Raw genomic sequence first — 18,145 nt, forward strand, 5'->3', positions numbered from 1 at the left:
GATGAGGTGCAAACCTCACCCTACTCGATTTGCATTAAGATTCAGCCTTTATCTTTATTTTCTTAATCCCAATGAAAGAACCAGTTAAACAAGCCACGCCAAAGGGTAGTTGGTTTGCCGTGATCACCTTGGCCGTTGCCGCTTTTATATTTAATACCACGGAGTTTGTGCCGGTCGGTCTATTGCCGGATATTGCTGCGGGGTTTCGCATGGACATTGCTCACACGGGCTTGTTGATGACGCTCTATGCGTGGGCCGTGACCATATTTTCTTTGCCCTTGACGATGGTGACGGCGGGGGTTGAAAGACGGCGTTTACTGATCTTATTGTTTGTGCTTTTTATTGCGAGCCATGCCTTGGCAGCGGTGGCTTGGAATTTTTCGTCTTTATTGGTGGCACGTATCGGGGTAGCGATGGCGCATGCCGTTTTTTGGGCGATTACTATTCCTTTAGCGGTGCGCTTGGCACCTAAGGGCAAAACGAGTAAAGCCCTTAGTTTTATTGTAACTGGTTCATCCTTGGCGACGGTGTTAGGTGTGCCTTTGGGCACTGTGATTGGTCATCATTTGGGTTGGCGCGTTACCTTTGGTTTGATTGGGGTGATGGCTGCGATTATTTTAGCTTTATTGTGGCGCACCTTGCCTAAACTGAGCAGTCAAAGTAGCGGTAGTTTAAGCGTTGTACCTGCCTTATTAAAGCGACCTGCGCTACAGTATATTTATTTGAGCCTGGCGCTGATAATGACGGCACATTTTACCGTGTCAACCTATATCAGTCCCTATTTACAAACCGTCGGTGGCATGAGTAATCACATGGTGGTGATGATGTTATTTGTGATTGGTTTAGCCGGTATTTTGGGAGGTATTATTTTTTCGCGTTATGCGGGGCGCTATGCCTTGTCCTTACTGCTAATATCTTTATTAGGCATTAGTGTTTCTTTGCTGCTGTTGAAAATAGCAGTGCACTCCTTATGGGTGCTGATGCCTTTAGCCATTGTCTGGGGTACAGTGATTACCTTGCTGAGTATGGTGCTACAAAGTAAGGTTTTGGAAAATGCCGCTGATGCGCCGGATATCGGTGTGGCGATATTTTCTGGGGTGTTTAATATCGGCATTGGTGGGGGTGCCTTGTTAGGTGGGCAAATGATCAATCACGTTGGCTTAGCAAATATTCCTTATGTGGGAGCGATATTGGCTGTTATAACCTTGATTGCTTTTTGGTGGAAAGGGCGTCTTTTAAGATCTTAAAGTATTTCTTTATTTAACCCTCTACGCTAAACTGCCTTGGCTTATAACCCGAAATGATGTGAGAATGTTAGAATATTTCTTTTGACGTCTATTCTTCTTACGGGGACCTCATGGATCATCAGTTATCTTTAAATAAAGACAAAATCAAATTTGTCCTTTTCGAAGGCGTGCATCAAAATGCCTTAGATGTGCTACATAGCAATGGTTATACCAATATCGACTATCATAAAAAAGCGCTTGAAGGTCAGGAGTTGCTTGATGCAGTCGCTGATGCGCATTTCATCGGTATTCGTTCCCGTACGCAGATGACGGCCGAGGTATTTGCTGCGGCTAAAAAGCTGGTGGCCTTGGGTTGCTTCTGTATTGGTACCAATCAAGTGGATTTAAAGGCGGCTAGAGAGCGCGGTGTACCGGTATTTAATGCCCCCTTTTCTAATACACGCTCGGTAGCGGAGTTGGTATTGGCTGAGATCATTATGCTCTTTAGAAAAATCCCGGCCATGAACACTACCTTGCATAAGGGCGGTTGGAATAAGTCCGCAGTAGGTAGTTATGAGGTGCGCGGTAAAAAGCTCGGTATTATCGGTTATGGTCATATTGGTACCCAGATTGGTATTTTGGCCGAGGCCTTAGGTATGCACGTCTACTACTATGATATTGAGGCTAAATTACCTTTGGGTAATGCCACTGCCGTCAATACACTGCAGGAGTTATTGAGTCTGAGCGATGCGGTGACCCTACACGTGCCTGAGGATGCCACCACGGCCAATATGATGAACGCTGAGCGTATTGCCCAGATGAAGCCAGGCGCTCATTTAATTAATGCATCACGCGGTACGGTAGTTGATATTGACGCACTGGCTGCAGCGATTAAGAGTGGCCACCTTGGTGGTGCCGCCATCGACGTTTTCCCAGTGGAGCCTAAATCTAACGACGACGAGTTCGTGAGTGCTTTACGTGGTTTGGATAATGTGCTGTTAACCCCACATATCGGCGGTTCGACGCAAGAAGCACAGGCAAATATCGGTATTGAGGTCGCCAGTAAATTGGTGAAATACTCTGATAACGGCAGTACCCTATCAGCGGTGAATTTCCCTGAGGTATCGTTACCAGGCACGGAAAATACGCATCGCTATATGCATATTCATCAGAATAAACCGGGCGTGCTGAATGCGATTAATCAGATTTTCATGAAGGATCACATTAATATTATTGGCCAGTATCTACAAACCGATCCAGAGTTGGGCTATGTGGTGATGGATGTTCAATCAGAAAATCCTGAGTTAGCGCTGAGCTTACTTAAAGAGGTACCCGGAACAATCCGTACACGTGTGATTTATTAGTATCAATGCTCTTTTCCAGCCGGGTTGCGCTAGACTGCTTAGCGATCCGGCGACTTTATGGGTGCTGTACTGCTGCGGTTATAGCACCCATATTTTTTGACTGTACTCAGAGGAATGTTTTATGACAGCAGCTCAACCACAAAAAATTGGGCAAAAACCATTTACTGTTCGCGAGCGTTTTGTCTATGCTTTTTTGTTTGAGATTTTTGGTATTGGTATTAGCACCCCGTTGTTTGCTTGGTTGACTGGCAACAATATGCTAGATATGGGCATGATTGCCACGGTGATTGCGGTGATGGCGCTGTTGTGGAATATGCTGTTTAACTCCCTGTTTGATGCGTGGCTTAAGCGTCATCATTTAAGTAAAAATATCCGTATTCGCATCTTGCACGCTTTTTTATTTGAAGTGGGGCTGATTTGCTTTGCCTTGCCATTTATTATGTGGTGGCTCAACATCAGTTTGTGGCAAGCCTTAACGCTAGATATTGGTTTTATTCTTTTTTATTTACCTTATACTTATATTTATAGTTTGATATACGATACCTTAAGAAAGAATTTCTGGGGTCGTCTCACGGTTTAAATTAAGTACTTGTTATGGAACAGTTGGAGTTCTTCGAGATACCCAGTCCCTGTATCAATGTCTGCGAGTCAAATGAGCGCGGCTATTGTAAGGGCTGTTATCGTAGTCGCGAGGAGCGCCAAGGGTGGATTAGCATGAGTGATCCACAAAAGCGTGAGGTCTTACGTCTTTGTAGCTTACGTAAAAAGCGAGCAGAGCAGCAGCTAATGCTCGATCAGGTGAGGCGCGTGGAGGGGACTTAGCTCATCCATCACAAACAAGCGGCATGGCGCTTTGTTAGCCATAGTGTGGGTATTATGATACAACTTAGGCTTTATCTATGCGATCAACACGGCTTTCATTGAAAGATATAAGGGTTATCTATTATAATAAATTGATGAATATCAAATCTTAGCGTGTAAGCACTGCTTGATGAGCGTAGCTTACTTGAGCTCGACAATTAAATCAAAACGTTGCTGGAGCGTCTTCTGAGTAGCACGAAGTAGTGCGGTGAATAGCTCTAAGTGTCTCAGATGCATTCGTCCATCATGGTTTGATTTGGCTTGGTGAGGCATTATCATGGGTAGTTTTTCTTCAGCGAAGGGTCGCGGTTTTTATAAAAACGCCTTACTTGTGAGTGTGGCGTTGGCTATTTTTCCACTTAGTGCAGAGGCTGTATCTGATAGTCGGAGAATCGGACCAATTGTAATCTATAGCTCAGCTGCACTCGCTCCATTTGTTGTTGGTAGGGGGCATTATGCCAATGTGGCGGATGAGCGTCTTGGTAATACTATACCTTATACATCGGGTATTCTCACTGTTCAAGGCAGTAAGACTGATAGCAACGGTAATCTAAAGAACTGGTCTGATTTTGATATGGGTGAAAACATCATGACTAAGATCAACCACAAGCCATATAAGATCGAAGTACTGCCGTTGTTTCCCGAAGGACATTTTGATGATGTTTATCAAGAGACCTCCCTCCGTACAGCCGCCAACGCCCAAAGCCATGCTGCATCAACTCCTACACAACAAGCGCTCTGGGATAATCCGGTGAAGTTAAGTGATCCAAATACCTGGACTCGTTTCCCTGAATTAAGCGCTGCGGTCGAGACAATGCGTACATTTCGGCGATTTTTTGATGAACCTGAGGCACCTGCCATCATTGAGTCCAAACTACCCTATCAATCCATTATTTCCTATTTAGCGTGTTCGAGTAGCTTAGTGCCGGGTTGTCAGGATGAACAGGGTAATTTTAAAGCCCCTGATAAGATCGTGTTTCCTAATGGTTATGGTGAAAATATTGATACTTTGTACATGGACGACTTGTTTGAAGCGATGAATCCTGAACTGGCGGGAGATGGGCCTTTTTCTTTACGCCAAGCGATGAGAGCCTTAGTCTACACCGGTGAGAAATTTAAGGTTGCGGATACCGGTGAGGAGATTCATAGCCTGAAGGGTTTATTCGATTATTTATTGAGAAAGGAAAATAAATTCTTCACACTCGGTGAGATCGATTATGGTGCCATTGGTGGTGTGGGGCACCCACCCTATGACGTTGAGCCGTATGAGCAGTTGGTGCCCGGCGACACCACAATTAATGTGGCGATGAAGAAGACGCCATCCTTTGATGGCATCGTTATTCGTCCGCCAGAAGAGGGTGGTACCGGTATTAATATGGGTGGTAATAAGATCACGAATCTGGTCCCAGGTACCGATGATATGGATGCAGTGAATGTCTCGCAGTTAAAGCAGGTCGAGACAACTATGACGAATCAGGTAACGCAATTGAAGCATGACTTTGATAGGCGTTTAAATGATACGGAGAGGCGCTTGGGGAGACGTGCTGATGCCGGTACGGCTACGGCTTTAGCGGTGGCGGGCTTGCCGCAGGCATTTATCCCGGGTAAAAGCTTAGTTGCCTTAGGCACGGGTAGTTATGGTAGTCAAGTAGCGTTTGCTGCTGGCATATCACGTATCTCAGATAATGGTAAATGGATTCTTAAGGGGTCTGTTTCGACCGCCACGCATGGTCATGTTGGTGCCAATGCAATGCTTGGTTATCAGTGGTAATTTAGTGGCTTATAGTGGAAGTACAGTGTCTTTGGTGCAGCATTTTGATATTGTGAGGAATTATCATGAGTAAGTTTTCTTCAGCGATAGGTCGTGGTTTTTATAAAAACGCCTTGACCATAAGTGTGGCGTTGGCTTCTTTATCGCTTAGTACACAGGCCGTAGCTTATTATCCTGGTGATGGTAGGTCATCCGGGGGACCACTCTGGTTTGGCACAGCCGCAGCATTAGCTCCATTTGCTGTCGGTAGGGGGCATTATGCCAATGTGGCCGATGAGCGTCTTGGTAATACCATACCTTATACATCGGGTATTCTCACCGTTCAAGGCAGCAAAAATGATAGCAACGGTAATCTAAAGAATTGGTCTGATTTTGATATGGGTGAAAACATCATGACCAAGATTTATCACAAGCCATATAAGATCGAAGTACTGCCGTTGTTTCCCGAAGGACATTTTGATGATGTTTATCAAGAGACCTCCCTCCGCACAGCCGCCAACGCTCAAAGCCGTGCTGCATCAACTCCTCGCCAACAGCTATTTACACGACAAGCACTCTGGGATAATCCGGTCAAGTTAAGTGATCCAAACACATGGACTCGTTTCCCAGAATTAAGCGCTGCTTATCAGGCTATGCAGTCATTTTTGCGATATTCTTATGGTGAGGAGGCTGAGGCAACTACTGCAAGGATCGAGTCCCAATTACCCTATCAATCCTTTGTTTCTTATTTAGCATGTTCAAGCAGTCTAGTGCCGGGTTGTCAGGATGAAAAAGGTAATTTTAAAGCCCCTGATAAGATCGTGTTTCCCACTGGGTATGGTGAAAATTTTGACACTTTGTACGACCAAGACAATTACTCATTTAGGCAGTTATTTGAAAAGGTTAATGGGGAGGACGATTATCCTTACTCTTTGGATGAGGTGATGCGATCCATGGCTTACGAGGGTGCAAAATTTAAGGTTGCGGATACCGGTGAGGAAATTAATAATATGCAGGATTTATTCGGTTATTTATTGAGGGAGGAGAATAAATTCTTCACACTCGGTGAGATCGATTATTCTGCGATTGGTGGTGTGGGGCATCCACCCTATGGCGCTGAACCGTATTATCAGTTGGTGCCTGGCGATACCTCAATTATTGTGGCGATGAAGAAAACGCCGACTTTTGATGGTGTCATTATTCGTCCACCAGAAGAGGGTGGGACCGGTATCAATATGGGCGGTAATAAGATCACAAATCTGGCCCCAGGTACCGATGATATGGATGCAGTGAATGTCTCGCAGTTAAAGCAGGTCGAGAGAAATATGACGAATCAGATAACGCAATTGAAGTATGACTTTGATCAGCGTATCAATGAAACGGAGAAGCGCCTTGAAAGACGTGCTGATGCTGGCACGGCTACGGCCTTGGCGGTAGCGGGCTTGCCGCAGGCATATATCCCGGGTAAAAGCTTAGTTGCCTTAGGTACGGGTAATTATGGTAGTCAAACAGGATTTGCTGCTGGCGTATCACGCATCTCAGACAATGGTAAATGGATTCTTAAGGGGTCTGTTTCAACAGCCACGCATGGTCGTGTCGGCACCAATGCAGCAATTGGCTATCAGTGGTAATATTTAGTGGTTTATAGGAGAAAAACAATGTCTTTGTTACAACATAAACTTAAAGCAGCAGCCATTCTGGCCGCTTTATCATTGGCAGCTTGTGGTAATCTTAGCAAGGTTGACGAGCATGGTATGACCGATGATCCGGTGTGGCCAGAGGTGGATCGTGTGACCTTTAATAATAAAATGGGTACCTTCCCCGATTTAAGCGCATTAAAAGAGGTGAAGGCTGGCATGACCAAGGATCAGTTGTATTACTTGCTCGGTCGCCCACATTTTGGTGAAGGCTTTGCCGGGGTGCGTGAGTGGGATTATTTATTCCACTTCCATACACCAGGTCAGGGGACCAATGATGTGACCACGTGCCAGTTTAAGGCCCTTTATGATCGTGACTACTTTACCCGCAGCTTCTTCTGGCGTCCGGTTGACCCAGTAGATGCGGTATGCCCTCCAGGGGCGGTAGGGCCACAGCGCTATACCATTGCGGCAAATGCGTTATTCGCCTTTGATAAGTCGGATATTTCCTCTATGCGTGCTGAGGGACGTCGTCAATTAGATGAGCTGGCCGCTAAGATTCAGAGCTTTGATGTACTAAAAGGTGTTACTGTTTACGGTCATACGGATTTATTGGGTAACGATGCCTACAATATGAATCTCTCACAGCGTCGTGCTGATAGCGTGCGTAACTACCTGATTCAGCGTGGCGTATCATCTGAGCTGATTAGTGCCCAAGGTATGGGTAAGACGCAGCCTGTGAAAGAGTGCGATAGTTCACAGTCACGTAACGCTTATATTGCTTGCTTAGAGCCTAATCGTCGAGTGGAAATTTCGGTTGACGGTTCAGGACAGAAAAAGTAATTAGCTAAATGATTAGGGCGACTCATTGAGTCGCCCTTGTTTTTACAGGGGTAAATCACTCTGCCCCGCTGCCAATCCCCAAGTCCAAGCGATAATGCGTGTCGCATCTTCGCTGGTACCTGCCTTGTTATAACTCACTAGGCGTTTGACTTTTTCTTCGATTTCATCACGGCTTAAGGTATTGCCCGGATCGCCTTTGGGATCGCTAACAAATGCTTCAAGTGCACGACCGTCCTTGGTCAAGACCTTTACCTTACCTAACCATTTATCAGGATAAGCAGCATCCACCTCAGGATCGAGCTGCATCGTAACTTTTTGACGGAAAGCATCAATACGTGCATCACCTAAGGCTGCTTCAAATTCATCCAAGCCGGCAAAGCCGTTATAAGCCAAAACGCCTAGCACCGTGCCCATGGAAAACTTCGATTGGTGTACGGTGGCAGGCTTATCCACGGCGCCCAGCACATCAATGGCCGCTTGATGCACAAAGGTTTGCACCCCGGCAATGTCATCAGCATTTAAGTTATGCTTTTGCATTACGGCCCATAGCGCATCGGCAGCAGGGTGAGTATGGCGGCAGGAGGCGTGGTATTTAAATGAGGTCTCCAAAAGGGCCCAACGCTGGCCTAAGCCGGCAACTAATTTATCGCTTTGTGGTGCTTGGCTAAAGGCCTTGCCCATGCCTTTTTCACCATCAAAAATATCCTCAGCACCGCTAAATCCCTTAGCCGCTAATGAAGCTGCCATCAAACCGTTGGCGGCGGCTTTAGCTGTATGTAATTGCTTGGAGTCGGCCGCGGTTTTTAAAAACTCCCACAGTCCTGCGGCTTGAGTTCCGGCGCTACCTAAAGCATCTTGCATTTGTGCTGTCGTCAGACCGAGCAAGCGACCCACCGTGGCAGCGGCAGCGATGGTACCGGCGGTTGCTGTGGTGTGGAAGACTTTGTAATGACTTCGGCCCAAGAACTCACCGACACGAATACCCACTTCATAACCCACCACACAGGCAGTCAAGAGCGCTTTGCCGCTGGCATTTAAGTCTTGAGCCATGGCTAAAGCCGGTGGGAAGACCACGCAAGCAGGATGAAAAACCGAGCTGTTATGCAGATCGTCTTGCTCCACCATATGCGCTGCGGCAGCATTAACCATCGCTGCAAAGTAGGGGCTGGTTTTTTGACCGCTAGGAATTAACTGAGCACTACCATCCGCTGGTCCTTGTTCTTTAGCAAAGGCAGCGATTTTTTGTACAGGTGCTTCAGTTGAGCCAGCATACATTGAACCCAAGGTATCAAGTAGCAAATCCTCGCAGCGACGCACTACCTCAGTAGGAATATCTTCAAATTGCAGGTTTGCTGCAAACTCCGCAATCACATAACTGGATGTATTCATTAAAAACCTTTTAGAAAGAGCGGGGTAGACCAAGCACGTGTTCGGCAATAAATGAATAAATTAAGTTGGTTGAGATCGGTGCGACCTGATAGAGTCGGGTCTCACGGAACTTGCGCTCAACATCATACTCATTAGCAAAACCAAAGCCGCCATGGAATTGTAAGCAGGCATTCGCCGCTTCCCAAGAGGCGTCCGCTGCTAGTAATTTCGCCATATTAGCTTGGGCACCACAGGCTTTGTGCTCATCAAATAAGCGCGCCGCTTCATAGCGCATTAAGCTTGCTGCTTCAATATTAATAAAGGCTTTGGCAATGGGGAATTGCACACCTTGGTTTTGACCGATAGGACGACCAAAGACCTCACGTTCCTTAACATAGGCCGTGACCTTATCAATAAACCAATAGCCGTCACCAATACATTCGGCAGCAATCAAGGTGCGCTCGGCATTTAGACCATCTAGAATATAGCGGAAACCCTTGCCCTCTTCACCGATAAGATTCTCTTCGGGGATTTCAAGGTTGTCGAAAAAAAGCTCATTGGTTTCGTGGTTTACCATATTGGGAATAGGGCGCACACTCATACCATTGGCCATAGCCTCTTTAATATCAACAATAAAAATGGACATGCCGTCCGCTTTACGTTGTACTTCCTCTAGCGGGGTGGTGCGGGCTAAGAGAATCATCAAATCGGAGTTCATCACGCGCGAGATCCAGACCTTCTGACCATTTACCACATAGCGACCGTCTTTTTTAACGGCAGTCGTCTTTAGCTTGGTCGTATCAGTACCGGTCGTCGGTTCAGTGACTGCCATGGATTGCAGACGCAATTCACCAGACGCAATTTTTGGTAAATAAAGGCGCTTTTGCTCTTCTGAACCGTGACGCAGTAGGGTGCCCATATTGTACATTTGACCGTGACAGGCTCCAGAATTACCCCCATTACGGTTAATTTCCTCCATAATAACAGAGGCCTCTGTCAAACTGAGACCAGAGCCACCGAACTCCTCGGGGATCAGCGCCGCTAGCCAACCTGCATCCGTGAGTGCTTTGACGAACTCGCTCGGGTAGCCGCGCTCTTCATCAACCTTGCGAAAGTATTCAGCGGGGAATTCACTACATAAATCGCGAATGGCATCGCGAATATCTTGGTATTTATCGTCAGTTCTTATCATGTTATTTCAGCATTAAGTAGCAAGTTTATAAATCGTATTAGCCCACTATGCCTTATCTCTATTAATATGGCTATTGTCAATTGATAAAGTTTGTCTTTAAAAAAATTCAAGGAAGCGAATTCATGTCCATGCATTTTGATTTAACCGATATGCGATTAATGCTCAATATTGCCGAGGTTAAAAGCCTAACTAAGGCGGCGGAGCGCACTTTTTTATCGCTGCCAGCGGCGAGTCATCGGATTAAGAATTTAGAACAAAGCATGGGTACTGAGCTTTTGTATCGCAGCAGTCAGGGTGTGACGCTGACCCCGGCAGGTGAAGTGTTTGTGGAGCATGCGATGCGGGTATCACAGCAGCTGCAATATTTGCGTGGGGATATGAAGGAGTTTGCTACGGGTATTCGCGGCAAAATCAGAGTCTACGCCAATACTACGGCGATGAGTGAGTTTATGCCGGAGATTTTAGGGCGTTATCTGGCCTTGCAGCCGGAGGTGAGTGTTGAGCTGCGTGAGCGTTTAAGTTTAGAAATCGTGCAGGCAGTGACCGAGGGGCATGCCGATATTGGGATTGTCGCCGGTTTGGATGAGGCGATGATGAAAAGCAGTAATGTGCGCTACTTACCGTATCGAGTAAATAAATTAAGTTTTGTGGCGCACCCGTCGCATCCCTTAAGTCAGGCAGAGTCGATTAGCTTTGTGGATACTTTAGATGAGAGTTATGTCTGTTTATCAGAGTGGAGTGCAATTCATAGTTTCTTGCGTAAGGCGGCAAGTAATTTAGGGCGTAGCTTAAAGTACCGAGTGGAAGTCAGTAGTTTTGAAGCGGTTTGTCGGATGGTGGCGGCAAAGGTCGGGGTCAGTATTATTCCGGCTACTGCGATTACGCGTTATGCCGAAAGGATGGATTTGGTGCAGGTGCCCTTAGCGGATGGGTGGGCCGATAGGCAGTTGCAAGTATGTTTAAGAGCAAATGAGGCCTTGCCGAGCTTTGCACAGCCTTTATTGGATTTGTTGTTGGCAGAGGCAGATGAAGGGCAGCGCGAGGGCTAGCAGGGTTCATAGGAATGGCACAAACTATCCTCTTTCAATCTGATAAAGTGCGAGTTTAGTGAAGCGCAATTCACTAATTTGGCAGTATGGGGCATGATCATTTAGGTTCATAATTTTATCGTATTAAAGGCGTAGAGACGATGACAGAGATTAATCTACAAGACTGGGTGGGACGGCAGGAACGTGTTGCTGAGTTTATAAGCGCTAGCCATACTAAAAAAATCGCATTTAGTGTGAATGCACCTGTGCCGGACGAGGGTGAGGCTTTACCTTTATTGTGGCATTGGGCATTTTTTGTTGATCCCTTGCCATTAAAGGGCTTGGGTGAAGATGGTCACCCGGCACGGGGCGGCTTTTTGCCACCAGCGGATAATCGCAATCGGATGTGGGCTGGTGGTCGTTTGAATTTTGTACAAGATTTATTGATTGGCAAGGAAGCCGAACGTATCACAACAATTAAATCGGTGATTGAAAAAGAGGGACGTACGGGTAAATTATTATTCGTTACCCTGGAGCACATTTATGAGCAAGCGAGTCAGGTTTGCCTGATTGAAGAGCAGGATATTGTTTACCGTGAGCCTAGCCCACCGAAGCTAGTCGGCGATGAGATGGCACCCAAGGCCGAATGGTCACAAACGGTAAGACCAGATGCGGTGATGCTGTTTAGATATTCTGCGGTCACCTTTAATGGTCATCGCATTCATTACGACTACCCTTATGCCAATGGGGTTGAGGGTTATCCGGGCTTGGTGGTGCACGGTCCTTTAATTGCGACCAAAGTGTTACAGGCTTTTACTGAGGCACATCCCGATAAGGTGGTGAGCCAATTCAGTTTCCGTGGCGTACGTCCTTTGATTAGCCCGGAGCCATTTAGGGTTGAAGGCCAGTTGCTAGACGCAAATCAAGCTGAGTTGTGGGCGCAGCAGGGAGGAAGCTATGCGCAAAAAGCTCACGTACAGTTTAAGTAAATGTTCGCAGATGACTTCATTGTCTAGCACAAAGATATTTTAAATATAAAGGAATAATTATGATTAGGCCCTTGGATGGGATTACGGTATTGAGTTTTGAACATGCGGTGGCGGCACCTTTTTGTACGCGTCAATTGGCCGATTTGGGCGCACGCGTGATTAAGGTTGAGCGACCGGGTGTGGGTGATTTTGCACGTAGCTATGATGAGCGGGTCAATGGCTTAGCGTCACATTTTGTGTGGATTAATCGCTCCAAAGAAAGCTTGACGCTGGATTTGAAGTCTGAGGCTGCGGCAGAGATTCTAGCGCGTATCCTACCAGAAGTGGATGTGTTGGTACAGAATCTGGCGCCGGGGGCGGCGGCACGTCTGGGCTTGTCGTTTGAGGATTTGCATGAAAAATATCCACAACTCATTGTGTGTGATATTTCCGGCTATGGGGTGGGCGGTCCGTATGAGCAGAAAAAGGCATATGACTTGTTGATTCAAAGTGAGTCGGGTTTTGTGTCGGTGACTGGTTCGGGCGAGGAGATGGCTAAGGCGGGCTGTTCGATTGCTGATATTTCGGCAGGCATGTACGCTTATAGCAATATCTTATCCGCCTTGATTTTGCGTGGCAAAACGGGCAAGGGCTCGCATATTGATGTATCGATGTTGGAAAGTATGGTGGAGTGGATGGGTTTTCCGCTTTATTATGCCTATGAGGGTGCAGAGCCGCCGGTACGGGCGGGTGCGGCGCATGCGGCGATTTACCCCTATGGACCATTCCCAGTAGCGGGTGGTGAGGTAGTGATGTTAGGGCTGCAAAATGAACGCGAATGGAAGGTGTTCTGTGAGCAGGTGTTAAAGCAAGCGGCCTTGGCTGATGATCCACGCTTTGCTCGTAATAGTCAACGCACGGCGCACCGTGAGGAGCTCAAAGCCATTATTGTGGAGGCCTTTTCCAAGCTTAGCAAAGAGCAAGTCATTCATCTGTTAGAAGAGGCCAAGATTGCGAATGCAGCGGTCAATACCATGCATGATGTCTGGCAGCATAAGCAGCTGCAAGCGCGTCATCGTTGGCGTGAGGTAGCAACCTCGGCGGGCACGATTCCGGCCTTGTTACCACCTGGACTTAATAATGCCTTTGAATATCGCATGGCACCGGTGCCGGCTCTGGGTGAGCATAGTGAATCGATTCTACAAGAGCTTGGTTATTCGGCTGAGCAGATTGAGGCATGGCGTCAAGCAGCTACGATTTAGTCAAGGCATTTGGCGTAAATCCTTATGGTTTCAGCTAAGGAATTGCTTTAGACTTTGAATAAAAAGGAGATAGTGATGGCTAAGAAAAATTTTTATATTCGTTCAGCGCTTTTTGTACCTGCAGCAAATCTTGATCGCATTCCAAAGGCATTAGCTACCGATGCGAGCATTGTGATTGTGGATCTGGAGGATGCGGTTGAGGCGGATGCTAAGTTTAGCGTCAGACAGCAGCTTGAGCGTTGGGCGAATGACAATCCCGGTCGCCGTTTTTTCTTGCGTATTAACTCCGCAAAATCACCCTGGTTTATTGATGATTTAGCCTTTGCAGGTCGCATTGATAAAAGTATTTTAGGGGTGGTTTTACCTAAAGCGGAAAGTTCTAAAGACATTATTCCAGTGGAACGCTTAGGGGTGCCCGTGGTGCCTTTAATTGAAACGGCCGCCGGTGTGACTAATCTCAAGGATATCTGCTCTGTTGACGGCGTGACGCGTTTGTCCTTTGGTGAATTGGATATGTGCCTGAGTCTTGGGGTGGATCGTCATAGCAAAGGCGCTAAGCGTTTAATTAATCATATTCGTGCGGAGATTTGCCTGCATAGTCGCGCCGCAAAGCTTAATCCACCGCTAGATACGGTGTATCCTAATTTCCAGGATGCAGCGGGTTTTAGAAAGCGCTTAAAACTAGCCAAAGAAATGGGTTTCGGCGGTAGTTTATGTATTCACCCTAAGCAGTTGGAAGTGGTGCATGATGTCTTTATGCCGAAGCCTGAGGACTTAGCATGGGCTAAGCGGGTGGTGGATGCGACTAAGAAGTTCGGGAACTCAGTCTTCCAATTGGATGGGGAGATGATTGATAAGCCTGTGATCGAGCATGCTCAAGCGATTCTCAAAGAAACCGACGGGGTAGTGATCACCCGTTGATCTGTGTTGCTGATGAAGATGCTCAGCTCTGGGGCATCTTCATGGACGCTATATTCGTACCTCTTCACTAGAAATACGTCGACAGTGTCGCTAAGTGTCTTGTTTAAAAGACAAGGCGCTGTATTTTAAGGCTTTTTTATTGTGCAAAAGCTCAAAAAATGTTATAGTCGCTTGCTAAGCAGTGAAAAAGTCATGACTCTCTCTTTTGCTTTGGATGATTTCCAAGCTTAGTCTATCTAAAGAATTTCTTCTTACATTCTGGGTTTAGTGGATTTATCTTTATCTTAAGAAGTCGGTAGTGATTTTTGAAATTGCTTAGGATTTCGGGTCGTTTTTTCGTGGTTCTTACGTCCATTGGCCCACGCTACGTAAGCGTACAATAAAGGCTGTACGTTAAATTGCCATGTCTAATAAATTAAATTATTTTTTTTAAGGATTGTAGCTCATGCCTACCATAAGCCAGCTCGTGCGTAAGCCACGAGAGTCCAGTCGCGCGAATAGTAAGAGCCCGGCGCTCGAAAACTGCCCGCAGCGACGTGGTGTGTGCACTCGTGTGTATACAACCACACCTAAGAAACCAAACTCTGCGATGCGTAAAGTTGCCAAGGTTCGTCTAACCAACGGTTATGAAGTGATTTCATACATCGGTGGTGAGGGTCACAACTTACAGGAGCACTCTGTTGTTCTAGTTCGTGGTGGTCGTGTGAAAGACTTACCTGGTGTACGTTATCACATCGTGCGCGGTGCCTTAGACTTACAAGGTGTTAAGGATCGTAAACAGGCTCGTTCTAAATACGGTGCTAAGCGTCCTAAGGGTGCCTAATCGCTTTTTTTAAAAGCAATCAATAATCCAAAAAGCCTAGTGATAGGTATTGCTTCCTCCCCTGGAGGGTAAGCGTGCAGCCGCAGCTGCCGGATGATTTTTCTGCGGATGTAAGGGGCTGATCTCTCAATAGACAGCCATGGCTACGTAAGTAGTTCAACTGAATTTGACACAATATAGGAAGTAATCACATGCCTCGTCGTCGTGAAGTGCCCAAGCGCGAGATCCTACCTGATGCAAAGTACGGTAGTGTTGATCTTGCCAAATTTATGAATATTATTATGCTTTCCGGTAAAAAAGCCGTTGCAGAGCGTATCGTTTACGGTGCTTTAACTCAAATTGAAAGCACCACCGGCAAAGAGCCATTAGAAGTGTTTAACACTGCAATTAATAATGTTAAACCGGTAGTTGAGGTTAAGAGCCGCCGTGTGGGTGGTGCTAACTACCAGGTTCCTGTTGAAGTTCGCCCGGTGCGTCGTTTAGCGTTAGCTATGCGCTGGGTACGTGAAGCAGCCAAAAAGCGTGGCGAGAAATCAATGGATTTACGCTTGGCTGGCGAGTTGCTGGATGCGGCTGAAGGTCGTGGCGGCGCTATGAGAAAACGCGAAGAAGTACATCGAATGGCAGAGGCTAACAAGGCCTTCTCTCATTTCCGTTGGTAATTTAAGGACTCAAAAATGGCCCGTAAAACCCCTATTGAAAGATATCGTAATATTGGTATTTCTGCGCACATTGACGCAGGTAAGACAACGACTTCCGAGCGTATTCTTTTCTATACCGGTATTAACCACAAACTAGGTGAGACACACGAGGGCTCTGCCACCATGGACTGGATGGAGCAGGAGCAAGAGCGTGGTATTACCATTACATCGGCTGCTACCACTGCTTTCTGGAGCGGTATGGGCGGTCAGTTTCCTGAGCACCGTATTAACGTGATTGACACCCCGGGACACGTAGACTTTACGATTGAAGTTGAGCGTTCTATGCGTGTACTTGATGGTGCCTGCATGGTTTATTGTGCAGTGGGTGGTGTACAGCCGCAATCTGAAACCGTATGGCGCCAAGCTAACAAATACCACGTACCTCGTTTGGCCTTTGTTAACAAGATGGACCGTACGGGTGCTAACTTCTTAAAGGTTTACGATCAATTAAAGAATCGTTTACGTGCGCATCCGGTACCTATTGTTCTGCCAATTGGTGCAGAAGATCAGTTCGTTGGTGTTGTGGACTTAATCAAGATGAAGTCCATCATCTGGGATGAAGCCAGTAACGGTGTGAAGTTTGAGTACGGCGATATTCCTGCTGAGTTACAGGCTGATGCTGAGCAATGGCGTGAGCACATGGTTGAGTCAGCTGCGGAAGCAAATGAAGAGCTGATGGAAAAGTACCTCGAAGAGGGTGACTTAAGCGAAGCCGATATTGTTAAGGGTTTACGTATTCGTACTATCGCTTGTGAAATTCAACCGATGCTTTGCGGTTCTGCCTTTAAAAACAAGGGTGTTCAGCGTATGCTTGACGCCGTCGTTGAGTTTTTACCGGCGCCGACTGAGATTCCTCCGGTACAAGGTGAGGACGATGATGGTAACCCGGCTACACGTAAAGCTGACGATAAAGAACCAATGTCTGCGCTTGCGTTTAAGTTGATGTCTGACCCATTCGTTGGTCAATTGACCTTCGTGCGTGTGTACTCTGGTGTGATTAACTCGGGTGATACCGTTTATAACCCAGTAAAAGCGAAACGTGAGCGTATCGGTCGTATTCTTCAGATGCACGCTAACAACCGTGAAGAGATCAAAGAGGTTGTGGCCGGTGATATTGCCGCAGTGGTTGGTCTTAAAGACGTAACAACCGGTGAAACGCTATGTGATATGAATAATCACATTATTCTTGAGCGCATGGAGTTCCCTGAGCCTGTTATTTCTTTAGCGGTTGAGCCTAAGTCTAAAGCTGACCAAGAGAAAATGGGTATTGCCTTGTCTCGTTTAGCTCAGGAAGACCCGTCTTTCCGCGTTTCTTCTGACGAGGAATCCGGTCAAACGATTATTTCCGGTATGGGTGAGTTACACCTTGAGGTACTGGTTGATCGTATGAAGCGAGAGTTTAACGTTGAGGCAAATATCGGTAAACCACAAGTTGCTTATCGTGAGACAATTCGCAAGGTATGTGACGAGGTTGAAGGTAAGTTCGTACGTCAGTCGGGTGGTCGCGGTCAGTACGGTCACGTTGTTCTTAAGCTTGAGCCGTTAGAGCAAGGTGGTGGTTACGAGTTCGTTGACGAGATTAAGGGTGGTGTGGTACCACGCGAATTTATTCCTGCCGTTGACAAGGGTATTCAGGAAACACTTCCTGCGGGTGTGTTAGCCGGTTACCCAGTGGTTGACGTTAAGGTGACCTTATTCTTTGGTTCATACCACGATGTTGACTCGAACGAGAACGCGTTCCGTATGGCTGCTTCTATGGCTTTCAAAGACGGTATGCGCAAGGCGGATCCGGTGCTATTAGAGCCTACCATGGCGGTTGAAGTTGAAACGCCTGAGGATTATGCCGGTACTGTGATGGGTGATTTATCATCTCGTCGTGGTATTGTTCAGGGTATGGATGATATGGCTGGTGGTGGTAAAATCATCAAAGCTGAAGTGCCTTTAGCTGAGATGTTTGGTTACGCAACCGACCTCCGTTCATTAACTCAAGGTCGTGCGACATACTCAATGGAGTTTAAACACTACACTGAAGCACCTAAAAATGTTGCTGAGGAAGTAATTGCTTCTCGTGCGTAGTTAAATGTTGCTAAAATACTGCATCGGTTGCATCTTTAAGCCGGTGCAGTAACATTATTTTTAAAAATTAATAGATTGGAATTTTAATATTATGGCAAAAGGTAAGTTTGAACGTACCAAACCCC

Annotated in this window: 16 protein-coding genes; 14 read left to right on the forward strand and 2 right to left on the reverse strand. The window is 46.6% G+C overall.

Annotation, left to right across the window (positions count from 1 at the left end; genetic code table 11):
• Window positions 1-71: 71 nt before the first annotated feature.
• From HMPREF3144_RS09355 to HMPREF3144_RS09385, 7 genes are all read left to right on the forward strand, one after another.
• Complete coding sequence (locus tag HMPREF3144_RS09355; protein WP_070477605.1) at window positions 72-1,247, forward strand: sugar transporter; 1,176 nt, start codon at window positions 72-74, stop codon at window positions 1,245-1,247.
• A gap of 110 nt (window positions 1,248-1,357) precedes the next feature.
• On the forward strand, window positions 1,358-2,590 hold the full coding sequence (gene serA, locus HMPREF3144_RS09360) for a phosphoglycerate dehydrogenase (RefSeq protein WP_018027278.1): 1,233 nt from the start codon (window positions 1,358-1,360) through the stop codon (window positions 2,588-2,590).
• Window positions 2,591-2,711: 121 nt separating this feature from the next.
• On the forward strand, window positions 2,712-3,170 hold the full coding sequence (locus HMPREF3144_RS09365; protein WP_018027277.1) for a PACE efflux transporter: 459 nt from the start codon (window positions 2,712-2,714) through the stop codon (window positions 3,168-3,170).
• A gap of 14 nt (window positions 3,171-3,184) precedes the next feature.
• Window positions 3,185-3,412 (forward strand): DUF1289 domain-containing protein, encoded by a 228-nt coding sequence (locus HMPREF3144_RS09370; protein ID WP_036560445.1) that lies wholly within the window; start codon window positions 3,185-3,187, stop codon window positions 3,410-3,412.
• Between the two features lie 316 nt (window positions 3,413-3,728).
• Window positions 3,729-5,222: a YadA family autotransporter adhesin gene (locus HMPREF3144_RS09375; RefSeq protein ID WP_070477607.1), complete on the forward strand. Its 1,494-nt coding sequence runs from the start codon at window positions 3,729-3,731 to the stop codon at window positions 5,220-5,222.
• A 65-nt stretch (window positions 5,223-5,287) separates the two neighbouring features.
• Entirely contained in the window at window positions 5,288-6,832 is a 1,545-nt protein-coding gene (locus HMPREF3144_RS09380) for a YadA family autotransporter adhesin (RefSeq protein WP_018027273.1), read from the forward strand.
• Window positions 6,833-6,859: 27 nt separating this feature from the next.
• Window positions 6,860-7,681: an OmpA family protein gene (locus tag HMPREF3144_RS09385; RefSeq protein ID WP_070477609.1), complete on the forward strand. Its 822-nt coding sequence runs from the start codon at window positions 6,860-6,862 to the stop codon at window positions 7,679-7,681.
• A 42-nt stretch (window positions 7,682-7,723) separates the two neighbouring features.
• On the opposite strand, the gene HMPREF3144_RS09390 is transcribed toward HMPREF3144_RS09385, so the two are convergent.
• Together HMPREF3144_RS09390 and HMPREF3144_RS09395 are read right to left on the reverse strand one after the other, a co-directional pair.
• The gene (locus HMPREF3144_RS09390; RefSeq protein WP_036560448.1) at window positions 7,724-9,070 is read right to left on the reverse strand and encodes an MmgE/PrpD family protein; all 1,347 of its coding nucleotides are present in this window, start codon (window positions 9,068-9,070) and stop codon (window positions 7,724-7,726) included.
• 10 nt (window positions 9,071-9,080) lie between these two features.
• Entirely contained in the window at window positions 9,081-10,241 is a 1,161-nt protein-coding gene (locus HMPREF3144_RS09395) for an acyl-CoA dehydrogenase family protein (RefSeq protein WP_036560450.1), read from the reverse strand.
• Between the two features lie 122 nt (window positions 10,242-10,363).
• Between HMPREF3144_RS09395 and HMPREF3144_RS09400 the strand changes: the two genes are divergently transcribed.
• The 7 genes from HMPREF3144_RS09400 (at window position 10,364) to fusA (ending at window position 18,020) form a co-directional block, all read left to right on the forward strand.
• The gene (locus tag HMPREF3144_RS09400) at window positions 10,364-11,290 is read left to right on the forward strand and encodes a LysR family transcriptional regulator (RefSeq protein WP_070477611.1); all 927 of its coding nucleotides are present in this window, start codon (window positions 10,364-10,366) and stop codon (window positions 11,288-11,290) included.
• Window positions 11,291-11,430: 140 nt separating this feature from the next.
• Window positions 11,431-12,258, forward strand: a complete 828-nt coding sequence (locus HMPREF3144_RS09405; protein ID WP_048767333.1) for an HTD2 family dehydratase — start codon at window positions 11,431-11,433, stop codon at window positions 12,256-12,258.
• Between the two features lie 59 nt (window positions 12,259-12,317).
• Window positions 12,318-13,499 carry a CaiB/BaiF CoA transferase family protein gene (locus tag HMPREF3144_RS09410; RefSeq protein ID WP_036560460.1) on the forward strand — a complete coding sequence of 394 codons (1,182 nt, stop codon included), beginning with the start codon at window positions 12,318-12,320 and terminating at the stop codon, window positions 13,497-13,499.
• Between the two features lie 75 nt (window positions 13,500-13,574).
• Window positions 13,575-14,420 (forward strand): HpcH/HpaI aldolase/citrate lyase family protein, encoded by an 846-nt coding sequence (locus HMPREF3144_RS09415; RefSeq protein WP_070477613.1) that lies wholly within the window; start codon window positions 13,575-13,577, stop codon window positions 14,418-14,420.
• 445 nt (window positions 14,421-14,865) lie between these two features.
• The gene (gene rpsL, locus HMPREF3144_RS09420) at window positions 14,866-15,243 is read left to right on the forward strand and encodes a 30S ribosomal protein S12 (RefSeq protein ID WP_018027265.1); all 378 of its coding nucleotides are present in this window, start codon (window positions 14,866-14,868) and stop codon (window positions 15,241-15,243) included.
• Between the two features lie 191 nt (window positions 15,244-15,434).
• Complete coding sequence (gene rpsG, locus HMPREF3144_RS09425) at window positions 15,435-15,905, forward strand: 30S ribosomal protein S7 (RefSeq protein WP_018027264.1); 471 nt, start codon at window positions 15,435-15,437, stop codon at window positions 15,903-15,905.
• Between the two features lie 15 nt (window positions 15,906-15,920).
• Window positions 15,921-18,020, forward strand: a complete 2,100-nt coding sequence (gene fusA, locus HMPREF3144_RS09430) for an elongation factor G (protein WP_018027263.1) — start codon at window positions 15,921-15,923, stop codon at window positions 18,018-18,020.
• Window positions 18,021-18,145: the final 125 nt, after the last annotated feature.

Source organism: Oligella sp. HMSC05A10, assembly GCF_001808335.1.
Taxonomy (GTDB): domain Bacteria; phylum Pseudomonadota; class Gammaproteobacteria; order Burkholderiales; family Burkholderiaceae_B; genus Oligella; species Oligella urethralis.